This window comes from Zavarzinia sp. CC-PAN008 (assembly GCF_051903925.1).
Taxonomy (GTDB): Bacteria; Pseudomonadota; Alphaproteobacteria; order Zavarziniales; family Zavarziniaceae.
In genome coordinates this window covers 1,332,337-1,351,307 of the sequence record NZ_CP173678.1, presented here as the reverse complement: position 1 = coordinate 1,351,307, position 18,971 = coordinate 1,332,337, and the positions used below count along the sequence as shown (strand labels likewise).

The following is an 18,971-nucleotide window of genomic DNA, read 5'->3' as shown; positions in this document are numbered from 1 at the left end:
TGGTCAGGGTCGCGTCCCGGCGAATGTACCCTCTGCCCGATAGAGGGCACCGCCGGCGACATTGCTGATGCGGAAGGCGCCCCCCAGGGCACCCGGCACCTGCCCCGGGCCCAGCGGTGTCGCGTGGAAGAAGGCGCCGTCCAGGCGCATCACCCGCGCCGCCGTCCCTGTGCCCGCCAGGGCCGTACCCGCGAACTGATCCGACCCCGGTGCCAGGGCGGTTGTGCCGCTGTAGCTGGCCGCGTCGAACTGCGCCTGAAGGGTTCCGCTGCGCTGGCCGAAGTTCCAGGTATTGCTGAACGACCCGATGCTCTGGCGCAGCGCGGTCCCGCCGGCGTCCGGCGCCAGGACGGTGCCGATCATGTGACCCGTATAGGTCGCCGATCCGCTAAGGCCGGCCAGCCTGGCGACGTCGACCGGGCTGCCGGCGACGAAGGTGCCCAGGCTCATGTGCTGCATGGCATCGCCGCCGCCCGCGTCCGCCAGGGAGCCGGTCAGGAAGCCCCAGCGGACATGGGGGGAGCGGACCAGCGTCACGCCGGCCGGCACCTCGATGCCCGCCATCAGCTCGACCGTGGCCGAAACCAGACCCAGATGCGCCCCGTCCTGCGCCGTGCCGTCCAGGGCGACCTGCGTTCCACGCGCGGCGAACGTGCTGTCGGAGACGAAGGCGCTCCGCCCCTCGCCGCCGCCCAGGCTGGCGACGATGCGGTCAGGGGCCCCGGCCGCGCCGGCCGGGGCTTCGTCCAGGCCCAAGGTCCGGCCCTGGAGGTCCAGGCCGACATCCAGGCTGTTGCCGGATGGGTCCGTCGTTATGCGGATGCTGCCCAGGCTGGCACCGCGCGCGGCATAGAGTGCAGCCCCGCCAGTGCCCGCCAACTCCACCAGGCCGGCGGCATAGCCCTGCAGGGTCTGCGCGGTGCGGCTGGCAAGATCGTCGATGGCGGCGCCGTCCGTCTGGTAACCGGTTGCCAGGGTGGTGAAGGCATAGGGCACGGCCGGGCGGCCCAGCGGCGTCAGGCTGCTCGCCTGCGCGCTGCCATTGCCGAAGGGCTCGGTCGGGTCCTGCTGCGCCAGTCCGAAATAGCCGATCCGGGCTCCGGTCAGGGTGTTGCCCCCGAACATGTGGTGGTCGACCGCGTCCGGCCCGTTGCCGGTCCCGATCGAGCCCAGGGCCGAGTCGATGGCGACCGAGCCGGCGGCGACCTGCTGCCTGCTGGAGCCGACGACGCCGCCCGACAGGACCAGGTTGCCCTGGGACAGGGCGGAGGGCGCGACCTGACCGGTCGCGACCGAGATGCTGGACCGGCCGTCGGCCGCAATCTGCAGGTCGGCACGCATGGCCGTGTTGCCGCCGGACTGGGCCGACGAGGTGACGAGGAGGTGGGTGTCGCCGCGCACCCCGTCCAGGTAGGTCGAATCGGGGCGGAACCCGTTGCCCTGGCGCAGGACGGCCAGGCGCTGGTCCGGTGCCTTTGCCATCTCGGCCGCGACCTGGTCCTCCAGCGTGCCGCCCGCGGTAAAGCCGTCGCCGCAGCCGGCCTGCGGGCCGCACAGGCCGTCCGACACCGCATAGCGCGTAACCGAGAATCCGGGCGCACCCGGCAGGCCGCGGCTGAGGTTCCGGCCGACCGCCGTACCGCCCAGTGCGAAGATGCGGTCGCCCTCCACAAAGCCCCGCACCGACTCCGAGAACGTGGTGTCGAGCACGAAGAAGCGGAAGTCATCCCCGGCAGTGTTCAGGACAAAGCGCCCGCGATTGGCGCCGGTCGTGCCCACAGTGCCATCGAACGCGCCCGTGAAGCTGAAATCCGCGATCGAGGAGAAGGTCGTTGTGCTCGAGCGGTCATCAAAGATGCCGGTTTCCACCGTATTGGGGATGACCGCATCCGTCAGGCCGATGAACTGTGATCTGACCTGCATCCGCTCCAGAAGCGATCCGGTGACCAGCGTTCCCGACAGGTCATAGGCCAGCACACCCTGCTCCCGGGACAACTGCTCGTCCCTCACGAACGCATAGGTCGCCTCTATGGGCTGGAGGACACCCGCTTCACCCTCGATCAGGCCGGCCGATGCCAGGCGTCGGATCCGCACGGCGCCCACCTCATCGGCCACGATGCTGAGGTCGCGGCCAATTTCCACCACTTGGGATGGAATGATGAAATCAAGAACGCCGTCCCCATCGAGGTCGTCTTCCCCGAAATCCCGGATCCCGTTGCCGTTCACATCCTCATCGTTGAAGTCGCCATCGCCGTCGCCATCCTCGGCAGCATTGACGAACGAGGTGAACTCATTCGTCCCAGGCGCCACGAATCCGGCCAGGCTAGTGCCCTCTGCCGTCGCGGGCGTGCCCAGGCCGAAGCTGAGGCCGGAAGCTGGCGGAAGGGGAGGGCCAGGATCGACGGCCGCGACGGGCTGTGCCACCTGCTGCGCGCGGTCGAAGGCAAAGTCGTCCACCGGCCTCGCCCCGCCCCCCTCCGATGCCTGCACTTGGGCCGTGACGTCCAGTCGGCCGCCAGCGGTGCCGAGCGTCATGTCCCGGGGCGGACGGAAGCGCTCGGCCAGTACGGCCAAATCCGCAGGGGGCAGGCGATAGGGGCCGGTTGTCGTGCCACAGCCGGCATCCTGGCGCAGGGCGAAGCCGGGACGCCGCAGCATCACCGCGTCCCCCGCCGTGCCGACGACGAGGGGGCCACCCCAGAGCAGGGCAACGGTCGTGCCGCCGGTTCCGGTCTGTACTGCGGCCGCACCGCTTGCAAGGCGCAGCATGCTGCACCCGGCTGTGATCGCCGCATCGCTCGCGCCCACCGTGACCAACAGGCTGCCCTCGCCCAGCACGAGGTCGAGGTCATGGCCCGCCTGATAGCGGTCCAGGCGCATCGCTGTCTCCGGGGCCAGCACGGCCGAGGCGCCATCCCCGAAGACCAATTCTGTCCAGGCGCGCACCTCCGTCCGGAATGGCTGGGGGCTGGCGACGGGCTGGGTGACGGCCACTGCCAGGTTGCTGCCCATCCCGGTTTCCGGGTTCGGCGTGGCGGCGGACTCGAACGACACCAGCCCAGCAACCAGGGCGATCGCCCAGGCCGGGTTCCGAGCACTTCCCTGCATCCCCTCCCCTCCTGCCTGTCAGAAGGACCAGTTGAGCCCCACAAGTCCCGCCGTATTGTCGTAGTCGAAATTGGCCAGGTTCGAGGCGTTGTCGCGGTACTCGAAGGCCACTTGGACAGCCAAGGCGCCTGACACCGGAACGGCCAGGGTCAGCCCCGCCTCGACAATCGAGTCTTCACGGGCGCGGGCGGGATCGACCGCGGGGTCGGGCGCGTCGTAGTGCACCTCCCGCCAGGATACGCGAGCCGTCACATGGACCGGGCCCGCGACCGGCGCCCAGCCGGGCCGCCAGGAGAGGTTGAGGCCAGCGCCTGCCTCGTCCCGGCTTTCGAAGTCTGCGGCGGCATCGAGCCGGCTCCCTTGCGCGTGAACCTGGGCCGCCCAGTCGGGGCCGATCTGCCATCCCAGGCGGACGCCGCCTGTGACCTCCGTGCCGTTCTGGTTGGTGGCGGTCGCACGCCGGACGCTGTTGCTGAATTTCTGCCGGCGACCCAGGACGTCGCCCTCGACCCACAGATCCGGACTCAGCAGCCAGCGCACCTCGCCCCGCGCGCCGACGAAGGTGGTGTAGAGCTGGTCCTCCAGTCGGACATAGGTGTATGTGCCGGCCACGCGCGCCGCGACGTCGGCCAGACCGACACCGTCGAGCGAGAGCCAGGGGCCAAGGTCGAAGTCGGCCACATCCAGGTCGAAGTCGTTGCGGTCCTCGTGGCGCAGCGTGTAGAAGCGCGCCCCCAGTTCGATCCGGTCAGGCCCCTGCCGCTCCAGGTCGTGCGCCACCGTCAGCTGGGCTGCGCCGAACAGGCCGTAATCGTCCGACGCGACGCCATCGCTGCTCAACACGGCATCAAGCCCGCCGAGCAGCACATTGGGGGAACCGGGTCCGGCATTCACATTGGAATCATAGCGCCCACCGCCGGACAGGACGCCCGACACCGTGGTGCGGCGGTCGGCCCTGCGCGCCTGGGCCAGGCCGGTCTCGGCCCGCGCCCGCGCGTCCGGCGAGATGTCCGGCGCGCGCAACGCCTCCTCCAGATTGGCCTGCGCCAGGCCCGGATTGCCGAGAGCGAGATAGATGAGACCAAGCTCTAGACGCACGGCGTCGAGCGTCGGGTCCTGCCGCAGCAAGCGTTCCAGGGCGGTGATCGCGCCCGCGGCATCGCCCGTCTGCATGGCCGCCTGGGCATAGGCGGCAACAGCCGCGCCGTCCGACGGGTCGGCCAGCATCGCCCGCTGCAATTGTGGTGCGGGGTCCTGGCCCTCCTGCGCCGACGCTGTCGGCGACAGACAGGCCGCAAATGCCAGAAGGCCAAGAATGCCAGTCCGCCTCAATTTCCCACCCGCCCTGAGGACAGTTTCGGATCACGGACAGCCGGGCTCCCCTAAGCTCTTTGGCTTGTCTGGGCTGCATCGGGCATGTCCCGTTCGAACGATCATTGCGCAGGGACTGCCTAGGCTTCAAGGGCGAGACGCACAGTCGCCCGGTGCCGCCCGTGCGCTTGATTCAACCTGGGACAGTGTCCTTCAGTGAACCGCCCCAGGTTTTGGTCAGTCTTCGAGGTTCTGCTCGATGCTGGCGCGCCAGACCCCGCGGCCCTCACCGGATGGGTACGCCGCACCGTCACGATCTGGCGCGTCGTCGACCAGACCGAGATGATCCGCCACTACCACTTCGAGACCAAGGGTCAGGCTCTCCGCGTCATCAAGGAGATGATGAAGGACCGAGACCCCGCGTTCGGTCCGCCCGAGCTCGAGGCCATCACCGTGGAGCTCAACCGGACGGGCATCGTGGACGCCCTCAACGGCTTCATCGACATGACCTGCGTCAACGATGGCTAATAATCCAATGATATCAATGACTTAGCGGAAATTCACCTCCCCTAGGTCCGCACCAAAACGCAACAAAACGCAACAAAACGCAACAAAACGCAACAAATCACCCCAGAAGAAAATCCACGCCGGGAGGACTAACCCACATAACCGAACCAATAAATGTGTCCCAACCGCCACAGACACAACCACGGAAAAATATTCACACCCGGGGCCAGAAAGCTCAGACACCCGGATGTCCCGGACGATATAGTTAGACTCGTAGTCGCCGAGGACTCAAAAATTAATAAAACATATGTCGTTTTTCCCGCCCCCCGCGGTCAGACCCTAAACGCATAGACACAACGCCCCTCGGACCTCCAAACACACCTCGATCGACCTCTCCTCGGCTCACGTCATCTCCTCAAGCTACTGCTCCTCGAGCGTCGCCTAGCGCTGAACCCTAGAGACACACACGAGAGAGCACCCCTCGGATAGAGACACGTCCACACACCTATGCGAGACCAAGTCTAGAGAAACACCTAGGACCTGAAGATCACCGCATATGTTTGCTCCCTTCAAGGCGTCAGCCGTATGAGAGAACACCTATAGAGGGGATCGCGAGCACGAGATACAAGGCGCCAGCCGTAGGCGGAGAAAGGCAGCCGCACTGATAGTCTCATCTCGGTACAAATCCGGAAATTGCGCTTGGCGTATTTTCCCAGGCACCACCCACGGTCCAGTCCGGTCCGGCCAGGCCAGGCCACGGCGTTTCCCTAGGCCAGGCCAGGTTCTCCCGCCTCCCTAGACGATCCCCGGGCGCGAAGATCCCACAGCCCCACAGAGCGTTCCCGACCGCGTCCCCAACGCTCGAGCGCTACTCTGTGTCTTGTCAGCGAGAGCGAACGACGCGAGACAACAGCACAGGAGGGGCATCGGATGAAGCTGTAGCGCACAGCCAGACGCACAACGACCTGTTCATAGGCCGGGCGGACCTTGCCGGCAGAGTACCCGATAGGCGTGTCCCGTCAGCGGCAGGCGTGGAGCCGCAGAAAACAAGGGTTTCCCATGAAGACGATCGGTTAGAGCACCCGGGTGGCGCCCGGCTCTCACACACCACGCCCACCCCGCTCGGGTTTGCCTAGAGGCGGGTCTTGCCTCAGCCGCAGGAAATCAGGCTTTCCAGTTGAGTGAAAATGGGGGATACGCCGGCCAGACCTGATCCCGGGATAGATTTCCACGGGACAACCTCTGAGCCGGCCCCCAACCTAGCCCGGGAGATATACACTCCCGGCACTGAGATTATCCCGGGTCTGGCCCCACCAGCAGTCCCGGGATGGCCTGAGGGCCGTTCATGGATCATGTCCGGTCATGTGGTGTAGGTGGCGCTCGTTCTGGGGCTTGAGGTGAGGGGCGCGGAGCGCCCTGAGCCGAGGGAGAACGTGCGGCGTGTGCGCCTTGGTGGTCATCGACGGATCTCCGATTGGGTTGGGTTTGAAGACACAACCTTCGGCTGAGGACCCGACGATGACCGGAGACACGATGGCCCTGCGCGTGCTGATGGAGAAGAGTGCCGACACCGATCTCTTGCGGAGATGATCGGCTGTGCCGCCCAGCGGCTGATGGAGCTGGACTTGACGGCGACGACGGGCGCTGGCCTGGGCGAGAAGGGCCCGGACCGGCTGGCGCAGCGCAATGACTATTGCGAGCCCGATTGGGAGACCCGGCCGGGGACGGTCGAACTGCGCACCCCCAAGCTGCGCAAAGCAGCTACCTCCCAGGTTCCTGGAGCCGCGCCGCTTGGCGGAGAAGGCCCTGACGGCGGTCATACAGGAGGCCTTTGTCCCGGGCATCACAACCCGCTCGGTCGACGACCTAGTCTGCCGCTACATGACCCTGGAAAGTGTCGCCGCCATCGCCGATGATTCCCTCGTCAGCCTGCCAACCCTGGCCGACTGACCAGGCCGGTCCTGCTGGAGAGCGGTGACAATCGCCCCGCTCCTACACCACGCGCAGGAACATGATCATGTTGGACGGCTCAATAATTGCATTCATCGACTAAAGAGTTCTGGGTAACTCAGGCAGTTTATCGCTGATGCCAACTGTGTGATCGACCCAGCGTGCTCATAGCGCGCTGCAACTGACCCATCGATATGGCCTGTGATTTGGTCGGATAGCTGGCGCGGCACACCCGCCATTGCCAGTCTAGTTTTGCAGGTGTGGCGGAAAGCGTGAAAGGGCGTCCGCTTGGGATCGATATTCAATTGGGCGCAGACCGTGCGATTGAACCACCGGGGCAAACTGTTGGCATAGGAATGCGCGGTGCCGACAGGCAACCAGTCGGGAAAGACACGCTTCTGCTTGGCCACTTTCAAGGCCGTGACGTAGTTCAGGAAGCCCAGGCGGATCAAATCAGAGTGCAGGGGGATTAGGCGGCGGCTCGCGTTGGTCTTAACGCTTCGCCCTTCGCCTTCGTCATGGACGCGGATGCAGGCCACCCCCTCAACCTCGATCACATCGGCAACTTCGAGCTGCCCGAGTTCACCCGCCCTGGCGCCCGTGTACAACGCCAGAAGCAGCGCCCAAGCGTGCGTGCCCTTAACCGGTTGAGTGAACAGGTCCATACTGAAAATTGCCTTGAGCTGGTCCGGGCTGAAGGCGGTTCGAGCTTGCTTCTGCTGACCGCGCCCACGGTCAACCGTGACACCTGCGCCAGGGTTGTCCGCGATGATCCCATTTGACACGCACCACGCCAAGAGCGCCTTCAGATGGGCCAACCACTTGTCGTTGATCGTACCCGGAGATAACCGTTCAAACGGCGCGGCCCGTCTGTCATTCGCTTCGACAGCCTCACGCAGCGACTTACCGGGGAAACGCTTGGCCGCGTTTGTAGGGACCTGTAGCAGGAATCGCTTGTAAGAGATCAGATCATTCTTAGTGATCTCCGCAACCGACTTCGGCCCGGCCAAGAAATCCTCGAACATACGCACGGCCACCACCTGTTCCCGCTTTGTAGCAACAGTAGCAACGCGTTCAGACTGGAAGAGGCTTAGCAGCGCGCTCAAGGGCCTATGTGCATCAGGGCTGCCCGTCGACCGGAAGCTTTCGCCTGTGACAGCCTGACCGCTCTCGGCGGGCCGCACGATCGGATCGTTAGGCTGGCCTCCGTAGTCACCCTCGTCACGCTCCTGGAATCGCATCACCGCTTCGAGCTGAGCGCGCTGGAGTGCCATACACAGATTCTGGTACTCAAGGGTGCCGCGCTGGATCGGCAGCTTGTATCGCTCGATCATGTCGTCTGCGGCGTGCTGGATCAGGACCGTCTCCCCTACCGCAAGGTGATCTCTCAGCGCCCGCTCATAAGCAGGGCGCGAATCAACGATCCACCCAAGCGACCCGTCTCGGCTAACCGCGCGTTCGTGCGCATCCACCTTCAACTCACGCTCATAGTGCTCTCGAGCCAGAGCCTCTACGGACCGGGCAACCTTGGCACCCGCCCACCTGCGCGCCTTAAATTCCGCTGCCGCGGCCTTCAGACGTTCGTTGAAGGCAGCGATGACCGCGGGATGGCGCATTCGAGCCGACCGCTCGTCGTGCCCGATGATCTCAGTGAGCTCAACCGCGCCGATGATGCTCTGAAGCGACTTTGGAACGGCCTTCCGAGCGTAGTATGTGCCTTTGCGCAGGCGAACGTTCGGAGCAAAAGGCATTTGACTTATCCACAGATCGTTGGTACACAATTTGGTACATTCAATGGCACATTTTCTCAATAAATTCAAATGTGTAAGTATCTCCAACACCCTACCTGATGGCCCCCAAGAGTCCCACCCTCTCCGCCACCGACCCCTCACCTGGATTTCCGAGCGCCGCGGGGATCGGGGCTTTATCCCGCAATGTCGGAACGACTGCGATCGCAGTACCGTCGGCCCGTTTGTGCAGAAGCCCCGGCCAGGACTCGAACACCCGATGCCGCCACCAGGCTGAGCTGAATCGGCGTACTGCAGCACTGCCCGAGCGGCGAGAGCCACCCCCGGGAAGGCGACCTCCACGGCGTTCAGGTGGCTTTGGCTGCCTCCTCCCGCAGCCAGGTCGCGAAGGCCCGGACGCGTGCCAGATCGAGGTTCGCCGCCGGCACCACCAGGTAGTAGGCAAATGCCAGGTCGACATGGGAGTCGAACAGCGCCGCCAGGCGGCCAGAGGCGATGTCGCCCGCCGCCAGCCGCTTCTTGGCCAGGGCGACGCCCAGGCCCTGCGCCGCGGCGTCGATCGCCAGCGCCGACTGGGTGAAGCGCGGGCCGCGCGTCCCATCCACGTCGGCCACATGGGCCGCCTTCAGCCACATCGACCAGTCGGGGCAGGTGGGATCGTCGGCCACGCTGTCATCATGCAGCAGCGACACGCCCGCCAGGTCGGCAGGCGACGCCAGGGCGCGGCGCTGCACCAGTTCGGGCGCCGCGACCGGCACCACGCTTTCGTCCAGCAGGCGCTCGACATGAAGGCCCGGCGCGCGGCCCGCGCCATAGCGGATCGCCAGGTCGATCGTGGGGCTGGGGAAGGCGACCAGACGCTCGCTCGCCTCGACCCGGACGTCGATCAGGGGCCAGCGCTCGGCAAAGCGGGCCAGGCGCGGCAGCAGCCATTTCGCGGCGAAGGAGGGCGCCACGCTGACCCGCACCTCACCCGCCGGAACGTTCTCCGGCCGGCCATAGACCGCCTCGATCAAACGGTCGAAACCCTCCCTTATGCCGGGCAGCAGCGCCAGCCCGGCATCGGTCAGGATCAGGCCGCGCCCGGCGCGGTTGAACAGGCGAATGCCCATCACCCCTTCGAGCTGGCGCACCTGGTGCTTGACGGCGGCCGGGGTCACCAGGAGTTCGTCCGCCGCGGCCGCGATCGAGCCGCAGCGCGCCACGACCTCGAATGCGCGCAGCGCCGCCAGCGGCGGCAGGCGGCGCAGCGCGCGGGCGCGATCAGGCTCCATGCGATGTCTCCTCGGCAGGATGGGCCGCGGCCCAGTGCGCGGCGAAGTCGGCGACCTGACGGCGGATGTCGGGCACCGCCGTGATCTCCCAGTAGCGTCCGCGCGTCGGCGGCCCCAGGGCATAGAGCGGCAGGCCTGCCTGACCGTCGGCCGCAATGACGCGATTGCTGTGATCGACCTCCAGCCCCAGGCGGCATGGGTCGGGCCGCGCCAACCCGCGGGCGAGCAGGTCGACGATCAGGGGATCCGCGATCGCCGCGTAATCGCTGCGCGGGCCGGCACAGTTGATGACGTGCTGGGCCTCCACCACCTGGAGCTCGGCCGCGCGCGGCTGGACACGGACCTGCACGCCACGGGGATCGAGGGTGATGCCCCGCAGGCGGCCAGCGATGACACGCAGGGTGCCCGCGCGCAGCAGGCGATCGATCGTCGCGGCGCTGGCCGGCGCCATGCGATGGCGATGGATGTCCCAGAAGGGCCGCAGGTGCCGCAGGAAGCGCTGGCGCTCGCCATCGTGCAGCGCCTGCCAGATGGCCTGGATGTCGGGGCGGATGGCATCGACCACGCTGCGCCAGTCATAGCCGCCGGGTGCCGCCTCCGCCCGCGCGACCTCGCCGCGAACGCGCCGCAGCAGGCCCAGCACGGTGGGCCGGGCCGGCCGCTCGCCCAGGAAGCGGGGCCAGGGGCGCGTCTGGGCATGGACATGGGGCAGCAGGCCGCGCCGGGAGACTGCCGTGATCGGTCCGCGATGCCCGCGCTCGCGCAGGGTCAGGACCACGTCGACCATGGTCAGGCCAGAGCCGAGGATCGCCACGGCGGCATCACTTGCGATCGCATCCAGCCGGCCGACGTCCCAGGGATCCGCGATCAGCCGGTCGCCGCCACCGGCCGCGACCGCCACCGTCGTGGGGACAGCCGGGGGGAAGTTGCCGACGCACAGCACCGCAGCATCGACCGTCAGGCGCGTGCCCCCCGCCAGGTCCAGGTCCAGACCGCCCCCCTCGTGCGCGGCCAGGCCGGTCACCGTGTCCTGCAGTGCTGCAAAGCGCGCCAGGGGTGCCGCCGCGACCGCCTCCGCCAGCATCGCCTCGACATAGGCACCGAAGGTTCCGCGCGAGACGAAGGCATGGCCAGAGGGCGGGATCGCTGCGCGCGCCTCGGCCGGATTGCCCTGGGCCCAGAGCCAGCGCAGGAAATGAGAGGGGTCATCCTCGAACGCGCTCATGTTGGCGACGCGGACGTTGAGCAGGTGGCTGCGATGCTCGGTGCCATAGGCCAGGCCACGGCCGAACGCGCCCGCCCGCTCCAGCAGGTAGACCGCACTGACACTGGGCGCCCGCCGCAGCAACTGCACCGCCAGGAGCGCGCCTGTGAAGCCGGCGCCCACGATCCCGACCCGCATCCATCCCTTTCCGCCCGCGTCCGGTCAGCGGACCACTTAAAGACTATTAATTCGATAGAGATTATAGAGTTATTGTGCGCCGGTGCACAAGCCGCCTCCCGGCGGCGCGCCCCTGCGAATCACCGGCCATTGCCGCTAAGGTCCAGGACGGCCCCGCCGTGGCGGCGGCCCCCCTTCCCTGATGCCTGACGTGACGATGCTGCGACTGATCCACACCAGCGACTGGCACATCGGGCAAAGCCTGCGCGGCCACGGGCGCGAGCGGGAACACCGGGCCGTGTTCGCGGACCTGTGCCGCCTAGTCGTGGAGCAGGCGGCCGACGCCCTGATCATCGCCGGCGACGTGTTCGACAGCCAGAATCCGTCGGGCGAGGCGCTGCGCCTGCTGTACGAGACGCTGCGCGACCTGCACGCCGCGCGTCCCGCCATGACCATGGTCGTGGTCGCCGGCAACCACGACGCCGCCGGCCGGCTGGAGGCCCCGCGCGACCTGCTGCGGGCATTCAATGTCCATGTCGTGGGCAATGTGCGGCGACAGGAGGGCCTGGTGGACAGCCGGCGCCATCTGGTGCCGCTGCGCGACGCCGGGGGCAGCGTGGCCGCCCATGTCCTGGCCCTGTCCTACCCCACCGCCGCCTGCCTGCCCGGGCTGACCCGGCTGGAGGAGACGGGGGGTGGCGAGAGCCAGATCGTGCGGGCCGTGCGCCAGCTCTATGCCGAGATGCTGGACGCCGTGCGCGACCAGGTGGCGGGCTGTCCGCTGATCGCGACCGGTCACCTGCATGTGGCGGGCGGCCTGGAGTCCGAAGGGGCGGAACGGCGCATCCTGGTGGGCGGGCAGCACGCCGTGCCGCCCGATGTCTTTCCCGCCGAGATCGCCTATGTCGCGCTGGGCCATCTGCACCGGGCGCAGGACCTGGGCGGGGGGCGGGTGCGCTATTCGGGCTCGCTCTTCCCGCTGTCCGCGACCGAACTGGGCTATGCCCATGGCGTGACGCTGGTGACGCTTGACGGGACCCGGGTCGCGACCGAACACCTTCCCCTGGCGCGGCCCGTACCGTTCCTGCGCCTGCCCGAGCAGGGCGAGCTGCGCCTGTCCGAGCTGGGCGCCGCCCTGCAGGCGCTGGTCACGCGCCTGGCTTTGCCGCCCGACCTGGCGGTGGAGCAGCAGCCCTTCGTCCAGGTGCGCCTGGCGCGCGAGGGCCTGGGGTCCGGCTTCCGCGAGGAAGCCGACCGCCTGGCGGAGGCCCTGCCCCTGCGCCTGGTCGAGGCACGGGCGGCCCCACTGGCGCAGCCCGCACCGCTGGTCGTGGCGGACCCGCTGAAGCCGTTGTCCGACCACGCGGCGGAAGACCTGTTCCGACTGGCCTTTGCCGCGCGGCAGCAGCGCGACCCGGACGAGGCGGAGATGGCGGTGTTCCACCAGGTCCAGGCCCTGGCGGCGGCGGAGGGTTGAGCCATGCGCATCCTGCGGATCGGCGGCGAGAACCTGGCCAGCCTGGCGGCCCCCTTCACCATCGACCTGGAGGCCGAGCCCCTGGCGGGCACCGGCCTGTTCGCCATCACGGGCGAGACCGGGGCCGGCAAGTCGACCATTCTGGATGCGTTGTGCCTGGCCCTGTTTGGCCAGTATCCGCGCGTCGACGTCGGCCGGCAGGAGGACGTTCCCGACCCCAGCGGCACCGTCATCTCGGCCAAGGACCCGCGCGCCATCCTGCGCCGCGGGGCCGGCGCCGGCCGCGCGGAGGTGGACTTCGTTGCCCAGGACGGACGCACCTATCGCGCCATCTGGCGCGTCCGCCGCGCCCGCGACCGGGCCGATGGCCGGCTTCAGTTCGACGAGCGCGAGCTGCGCTGCCTGTCCACGGGCAGCGCCATCGGCGGTACCCGGACCCAGATCGGCGAGGAGGTGGAGCGTCTGACCGGCCTGACCTTCGATCAGTTCCGCCGCACCGTGCTGCTGGCCCAGGGCGAGTTCGACACGTTCCTGATGGCGCGCGAGAACGAGCGCGCGGAACTGCTGGAGAAGATCACGGGCACCGGCGTCTATGCCCGCATCTCGACCCTGGTCCATGGCCAGGCCGAGCAGCGGCGGCGGGCCCTGGACGACCTGGTCCGCCAGCGCGAGGCGATCGGCGTGCTGGAGTACGAGGCGCGCGCCGTCCTGGAGGCCGAGCTGGCCGCCGCCGCGCAGGCCGTCGCCAACCAGGATGCGGAGCGCGCCGCGCTGGCCGCACGGCGGGCCCAGCTGGCGCGCCTGGCCGAGGCGGAGCACCTGCAGACAGCGGCCGGCGAAGCGGTCGCCGCCGCCCAAGTCGCCTTTGACGCAGGCGCCGCGACGCGCGATCGCCTGGCCACCCTGACGGCGGTCGAGGCACTGCGCGGCCCGGCCCAGGCAGCCCAGGACGCGCGACGCACCGCGCAGAACCTGGCCGCCGCCGCAGGGGAGGCCCTGGCGAGGCTGGCGCAGGCAACCGCCGACAACGCCGCGGCCGGCGCCGCCCTGACCGAGCGGCAGACGGCGCGCGCCGCCGCCACCGCCGCGGTGGCCGAAGCCCAGCCCCTGTGGGCCGAGGCGGACCGCCTGGACGTCGAGCTGCGCGCGGCCGAACACGAACTGGCCCAGGCGGCGCAGCAGGCAGTCGCGGCCGCCGATCTCGCCGCGCAGCACACGCGGGCCGACGCGACGGCGGCGCGGGAACTGGCCGAGGCCCTTGCCGCGCATGAGGCGGCATGCGCCCGGCTTGACGCCCGCGCGGGGCACGAAACCCTGGCCGCGCGGGAGGATGACCTGGCCACCCGCATCGCCAAGCACCAGGATCTGTCCGCAGCACTTGCCCGGGGTCGAGACCAGGCCAGGGCCAAGGCAAACGCCCTGGCGCTGGCCACGGCACAGGCGGGCGAGGACGCGACCCGCCGCGCCACCCATGTCGCCGAGCACGACCGCCTGACCCAGGCGATCACCGAGGTGCAGGCCAGCCTGGATGGCCTGGACGCGCCCGCCCTTGCCCGGCGCGAGGCCGGATTGCGCGACGTCCTGGGCCCCCTGGACCAGGCGTGCCGCCTCGCCGCCGATCGGCGCCAGGCAATGGCGGACGAACGCAGGGCGGAGGGCGACGCACAGGCCGCCGCCAGCGCCCGCGCCGACGCGGCGGGCCACCTGTCCCGGCTGACGGACCAGGCCCAGGCCCTGCGCACCGCGCGGGGCGCACTGCTTCCCATGGTGGACCTGGCGGAACAGGCGGTGTCGGAGCAGGCGCTGCACCTGCGTGCCGTCCTGGTGCACGGCCAGCCTTGTCCCGTCTGCGGCGCCGCCGAGCACCCGGTCGCGACCCAGCCGGACAGCCTGGGACGGCTGGCGGAAACGATCCGCCAGCAGCGCCAGGCGCTCGATTGCGACCTTGCCCGCCTGGAGGCCGAGTTGCTGGAGGCTGCGCAGGGCGAGGCCGCGGCCGCTGGACGGCACGCCAATGCAACGGCGGCCGGCGCCCAGGCGGCAGCCCGGCGCCAGGCGGCGGCGGCCAGCTATGGGACGCTGCATCCGGCGCTGTGCACAGCCCTTGCGGTGGCCGGCCTGGCGCCGTCGCCCTCGGCCGGGCTGGCGGACGCCGCAGACCTGCTGGAGCATCATGCCGCCGCCGCGCACAGCGCGCGCCAGGCGCTGAAGCCGCTGCTGGACCAGGCGGCGGACCTGGAGCGCGCGGACCGCGATTTGCGCCGCCAGCTGGATCTGGTGCGCGTCACGCTGGACGGGCTGGACAGCGCCGCCCAGACGCGCGCCGGTCAGATCCAGGCCTTGCAGCTGGAGGCCACGCGGCTCGCCACCCAGGAGGATGACCTGGCCGAGCGCTTGACCTCGCTGGCGCGCGAGCTGGAACCCAGCCTGCGCCAGGCCGGACTCGATCCGGCCGACCTGGAGGCGCGCCCAGCGCTGGCGATCCGCACTGTGCGCGACCTCGCCCAGGCCTGGCGCACCGCCAGGGCCGAGGTGGTGCGCCTTGACCAGGCGCTGGCCACGCTGCGGCCGCGTGCTGCCGCCGCAGCGCAGGCCCTGGTCGCGGCCCAGGCCCAGGCCACCGCGACCGCGGCACGCGCGGCGGAGCGCCAGGCGGCACGCGACGGTCTGCGCGATGCCCGCGCCGGGCTGTTGGCGGGCGAGGCGACGGCGCCGCACCGATCCCGGCTGACCCAGGCGGTGCAGACGGCGGAGCAGGCGCTCGACGCGGCACGCGCCACCGCGCAAGACGCAGCGACGGCTCTGTCCGCGGCGGCCGGGCGGGCGGGGGACACGACCCACGCGGCGTCCCATGCGGCCGCCCTGGCGGATACCGCGGACGCCGCCCTTGACCAGGCCTGCCGCGCCCAGGGCTGGGACGCAGCCCAGGCCCGCGCCCTGCTGGCCGTCCCGGTGGCGGAGCGCGACAGGCTCCGCGCCCAGGCCGATGCCCTGGACAGGGCGCTGGCCCAGGCGCGCGTGCTGCATGGCCAACGCCAGGACGACGTGGCGCAGCTGCGCCGGGACCTGGCGCCAGGCCTGGACGACGCGGCACTCACGACGGCCCTGGCCGCGATTGAACAGGCCGTGACCGGGCTCAGGGAGACGGTTGGGCGGATCAAGGCGCAGCTGGAGGCGGACGACGCCCTGCGCGACAGGGTCCGCGACCTGGACCAGCAGCTGGCGACGGAGCGCGCGGCCTATGCCCCCTGGGGCACCGTGAACGAGGCGATCGGCGCGCCCACGGGCGACCGCTTCCGCCGCTTCGTCCAGGGCATCACGCTGGAGCACCTTGTCCAGCTGGCCAATATCCAGCTCGACGCCCTCAATCCGCGCTATCGCCTGCTGCGCGCGGCAGGAGCAGAGCTTGGCCTGCATGTCGTCGATCGCGACATGGGCGACCAGGTGCGCGCGACGCGCAGCCTGTCGGGCGGCGAGCGCTTTCTCGTCTCGCTGGCCCTGGCGCTGGCGCTGTCGGGACTGGAGGGGCGCAGCGCCTTCGTCGACACGCTGTTCATCGACGAGGGCTTCGGCGCCCTGGACGCGGAGACGCTGGAAGTCGCCATCACGGCGCTGGAGGCGCTGCAGGGTGGCGGGCGGCGGGTCGGCGTCATCACCCATGTCGCCGCGATGATCGAGCGAATCGCGGTCCAGATCCGGGTCGAGCGCCGTGGCGGCGGCCGCTCCGTCATCCGGACCGACGCGCCGCCTCCTGGCTAAACGGTCACGCCGTACCCTGCGCTGCGCGACCGGTCGCACAGCGCGGGGTACGGCATCAGACCGGCCCGCTGGTGCGGATCAGCGGCCCTTCCAGACCGGCGGACGCTTCTCGATGAACGCCTTCGGCCCTTCGTGATAGTCCTCGGTCTTCGCGGCCTCCTGGAAGGCAGCGCCGCTGGCTGCCCACAACGTCTCGTCCGGCTCGCTGAAGGCGCGGATGGCGACGCTGCGGCTCAGCTGCGCTGCGATCGGGGCGGCGGCGGTGCAGCGCGTCGCCAGGGCGATGGCCGCCTCCATCACCTTCCCCGGTGCCACGACCTGGTTGACCATGCCCAGCTCGTAGGCGCGCTTCGCGGGGATCGGGTCGCCCGTGATGATCGCCTCCAGCGCCGGCGCCATGCCGATGGCGCGGGGCAGCCGGAACAGCCCGCCCGCACCCGCGACCAGCGACCGCTTCGTCTCCGGCAGGCCGAAATTGGTCGTCTCGGCGCAGACGATCATGTCGCAGCTCAGCGCGATCTCGGTGCCGCCGGCCAGCGCGCTGCCCTCGATCGCCGCGATCAGCGGCTTGGTCCGGGCGCGCCGCACGATGCCGGCAAAGCCGCCCTTGGCGGTGCCCAGCTTGGCGCCGTTTCCGGCCGCGATCTCCTTCAGGTCGGCACCGGCGCAGAACGCGGCGCCGTTGCCCGACAGGATCGCGACCCAGATGTCGGGATCGCTCTCGACCGCGTCCAGGGCCGCTTCCATGCCGCTGGCGACGTCGCCGTTGACGGCGTTGCGGGCCTCTGGCCGGTTCAGGGTGATGAACGCGATCCGGTCGCGCTTCTCGAATTCGACAGCTGCCATTGCCGCTCCTCCTCTTGTTCTGCCCGGCTGTGGTGCCAGTGGCCGGTCCGGGGGGTCAATAGCCGACCTGCGGCGCGATGTCCCGCCCGCATCCTGCGACGAGACGGCCCAGCACCAAACCGACGGAGCGGCGCCCGTCACCAGGAGGCGGTGGCGACCTGGGTCGGGTCCGGGGTCCAGCCGGCGCCCAGCGCCCGGAAGCTGCGCACCGCCGCGCGCACGGCCTGGCCGCGGGCCTGAACCAGGCCGTCTTCCGCCGCCAGTTCCTGCCGTTCCGCGTCCAGCACCTCGATCACGCTAACCGCGCCGCCGGCATAGGCGTCATGGACGGCCAGGCGCGCCCGCTCGGCCGAGGCGACGGAATTCTCCAGCTCGCGGGCCTGGGCCTCGCTCTCGACCAGGGCGACGATGGCCGTCTCCACATCCTCGGCCGCGCGCAGGACGGATTGGCGATAGGCGGCCAGCGCCTCCCGCGTGCCGGCCTCCGCCCCGGCCACCTGGGCGTCGACCCGGGCGAAATCGAACAGGCGCCAACGCAGGCCCAGCAGCCCCTGCGCCTGAAGGCCGCCCGCCGTCAGCAGGTTGCCCGCACTCAGCGAGTCGAAGCCCAGCAGGGCGGAGAGCGAGAACTTCGGATAATACTCGGCCGTCGCCTCGCCGATCCGGGCATTGGCGGCGGCCAGCTGCCGCTCGGCCGCGACCACGTCCGGGCGCTGGCGCAGCAGGGCGGTCGCATCGTCCAGCCCCGCGATGCGCGGCGCCCGAGGCAGCGGCTGCGAGGCGGCGAGTTCCGCGCGCCATGTTCCGGGTACAGCGCCCATCAGGACGTCCAGGCGGTTCAGCTGCGCCTCCAGCCCCGCGCGCACCGCGGGCAGGCCGGCGCGGCTTTGCGACAGCAGCGTCTCCACCTGGTCCAGTTCGCGACGGGCGGCGATGCCCCGCTCCAGCCGCAAGCGCACCAGCTCGCGCAGGCGCTCCTGGTTGGCGACCTGTTGCGTCAGGATGTCCAGCCGGTTCTGCAGCGTCCGGGCCTGCAGGTACGCATCCGCCGCCTCGGCCGCCACGGTCACGCGCGCCGCGCCAACACCGGCGGCGGCCGCCTCGGCCTGGGCCTGGGCGGCCTCCAGCCCCCGGCGCTCGCCCCCGAACAGGTCCAGCTCCCAGCTGGCGGCGGCGCCAAGGCTGTAGAAGTCCTGCACCCGGTCGACGCCCGGCTGGCGCAGGCTGGCACCATCCGCTCCCTCCAGCGACCCGCGCGAGACGCCGGCCCCGCCGTCGACCGCTCCCGCGGGCAGCAGGTCGGCCCGCGCCAGGCGCGCCGCGACGGCCGCCTGGTCCAGGCGGGCCAGGGCCTGCGCAATGTCCAGGTTGGCGGCCAGGGCGCGTTCCACCACCCGGGTGAGGAGGGGATCATCAAAGCCGCGCCACCACGTCTCCGCCGCCGGGGCGGGGGCTGCGCCGCGCCCCTGCTCCGCGGCGGCGGCACGGAATGTCGTGGCGGAGGCAACCTCGGGCCGGTGATAGTCGGGTCCGACCGTGCACCCAGCCGCCAGCAGCAGCGTGCCGCCGGCAAGCAGTGTCGGGAAAAGTCGTGCCATGGCCCAGCTCCG

Annotated in this window: 10 protein-coding genes and 1 pseudogene; 4 read left to right on the top strand and 7 right to left on the bottom strand. The window is 70.0% G+C overall.

The window, feature by feature from the left end; all coding sequences use genetic code 11:
• Window positions 1-3: 3 nt before the first annotated feature.
• Both ACI6GS_RS06440 and ACI6GS_RS06435 read right to left on the bottom strand, forming a co-directional pair.
• On the bottom strand, window positions 4-3,108 hold the full coding sequence (locus tag ACI6GS_RS06440) for a hypothetical protein (protein ID WP_439816959.1): 3,105 nt from the start codon (window positions 3,106-3,108) through the stop codon (window positions 4-6).
• Between the two features lie 18 nt (window positions 3,109-3,126).
• Complete coding sequence (locus ACI6GS_RS06435) at window positions 3,127-4,335, bottom strand: tetratricopeptide repeat protein (protein ID WP_439816958.1); 1,209 nt, start codon at window positions 4,333-4,335, stop codon at window positions 3,127-3,129.
• A 300-nt stretch (window positions 4,336-4,635) separates the two neighbouring features.
• Here ACI6GS_RS06435 and ACI6GS_RS06430 point away from each other — a divergent pair, with 300 nt between their 5' ends.
• Window positions 4,636-4,947, top strand: coding sequence for a hypothetical protein (locus ACI6GS_RS06430; RefSeq protein ID WP_439816957.1), 312 nt, complete (start codon window positions 4,636-4,638; stop codon window positions 4,945-4,947).
• 1,497 nt (window positions 4,948-6,444) lie between these two features.
• Window positions 6,445-6,798: pseudogene (locus ACI6GS_RS06425) on the top strand (transposase); the annotation flags it as partial.
• A 170-nt stretch (window positions 6,799-6,968) separates the two neighbouring features.
• Here ACI6GS_RS06425 and ACI6GS_RS06420 read toward each other — a convergent pair.
• The 3 genes from ACI6GS_RS06420 to ACI6GS_RS06410 all read right to left on the bottom strand — a co-directional run bounded on the left by ACI6GS_RS06420 (window position 6,969) and on the right by ACI6GS_RS06410 (window position 11,300).
• Complete coding sequence (locus tag ACI6GS_RS06420; RefSeq protein ID WP_439816956.1) at window positions 6,969-8,627, bottom strand: tyrosine-type recombinase/integrase; 1,659 nt, start codon at window positions 8,625-8,627, stop codon at window positions 6,969-6,971.
• A gap of 344 nt (window positions 8,628-8,971) precedes the next feature.
• Complete coding sequence (gene gcvA, locus ACI6GS_RS06415; RefSeq protein WP_439816955.1) at window positions 8,972-9,898, bottom strand: transcriptional regulator GcvA; 927 nt, start codon at window positions 9,896-9,898, stop codon at window positions 8,972-8,974.
• Entirely contained in the window at window positions 9,888-11,300 is a 1,413-nt protein-coding gene (locus ACI6GS_RS06410) for an FAD/NAD(P)-binding protein (protein WP_439816954.1), read from the bottom strand. Before ACI6GS_RS06410 ends, gcvA begins: the two co-directional genes overlap by 11 nt.
• 196 nt (window positions 11,301-11,496) lie before the next feature.
• Between ACI6GS_RS06410 and ACI6GS_RS06405 the strand changes: the two genes are divergently transcribed.
• Together ACI6GS_RS06405 and ACI6GS_RS06400 are read left to right on the top strand one after the other, a co-directional pair.
• Window positions 11,497-12,756 carry a metallophosphoesterase family protein gene (locus ACI6GS_RS06405; protein WP_439817939.1) on the top strand — a complete coding sequence of 420 codons (1,260 nt, stop codon included), beginning with the start codon at window positions 11,497-11,499 and terminating at the stop codon, window positions 12,754-12,756.
• 3 nt (window positions 12,757-12,759) lie between these two features.
• A complete protein-coding gene (locus ACI6GS_RS06400) occupies window positions 12,760-16,515 on the top strand; it encodes an AAA family ATPase (RefSeq protein ID WP_439816953.1) in 3,756 nt (1,251 codons plus the stop codon).
• Between the two features lie 78 nt (window positions 16,516-16,593).
• Here the strand turns inward: ACI6GS_RS06400 and ACI6GS_RS06395 are convergent, their stop codons facing one another.
• Both ACI6GS_RS06395 and ACI6GS_RS06390 read right to left on the bottom strand, forming a co-directional pair.
• Window positions 16,594-17,361, bottom strand: a complete 768-nt coding sequence (locus tag ACI6GS_RS06395; protein ID WP_439816952.1) for an enoyl-CoA hydratase-related protein — start codon at window positions 17,359-17,361, stop codon at window positions 16,594-16,596.
• Between the two features lie 137 nt (window positions 17,362-17,498).
• Window positions 17,499-18,959 (bottom strand): efflux transporter outer membrane subunit, encoded by a 1,461-nt coding sequence (locus ACI6GS_RS06390; RefSeq protein WP_439816951.1) that lies wholly within the window; start codon window positions 18,957-18,959, stop codon window positions 17,499-17,501.
• Window positions 18,960-18,971 lie beyond the last annotated feature (12 nt).

Excerpts from the sequence above, each read along its gene's own strand:
- ACI6GS_RS06440 (WP_439816959.1), bottom strand. The coding sequence starts at position 3,108 with ATGCAGGGAAGTGCTCGGAACCCGGCCTGGGCGATCGCCCTGGTTGCT.
- ACI6GS_RS06435 (WP_439816958.1), bottom strand. The coding sequence starts at position 4,335 with ATGCTGGCCGACCCGTCGGACGGCGCGGCTGTTGCCGCCTATGCCCAG.
- ACI6GS_RS06420 (WP_439816956.1), bottom strand. The coding sequence starts at position 8,627 with ATGCCTTTTGCTCCGAACGTTCGCCTGCGCAAAGGCACATACTACGCT.
- gcvA (WP_439816955.1), bottom strand. The coding sequence starts at position 9,898 with ATGGAGCCTGATCGCGCCCGCGCGCTGCGCCGCCTGCCGCCGCTGGCG.
- ACI6GS_RS06410 (WP_439816954.1), bottom strand. The coding sequence starts at position 11,300 with ATGCGGGTCGGGATCGTGGGCGCCGGCTTCACAGGCGCGCTCCTGGCG.
- ACI6GS_RS06405 (WP_439817939.1), top strand. The coding sequence starts at position 11,497 with ATGCTGCGACTGATCCACACCAGCGACTGGCACATCGGGCAAAGCCTG.
- ACI6GS_RS06400 (WP_439816953.1), top strand. The coding sequence starts at position 12,760 with ATGCGCATCCTGCGGATCGGCGGCGAGAACCTGGCCAGCCTGGCGGCC.
- ACI6GS_RS06395 (WP_439816952.1), bottom strand. The coding sequence starts at position 17,361 with ATGGCAGCTGTCGAATTCGAGAAGCGCGACCGGATCGCGTTCATCACC.
- ACI6GS_RS06390 (WP_439816951.1), bottom strand. The coding sequence starts at position 18,959 with ATGGCACGACTTTTCCCGACACTGCTTGCCGGCGGCACGCTGCTGCTG.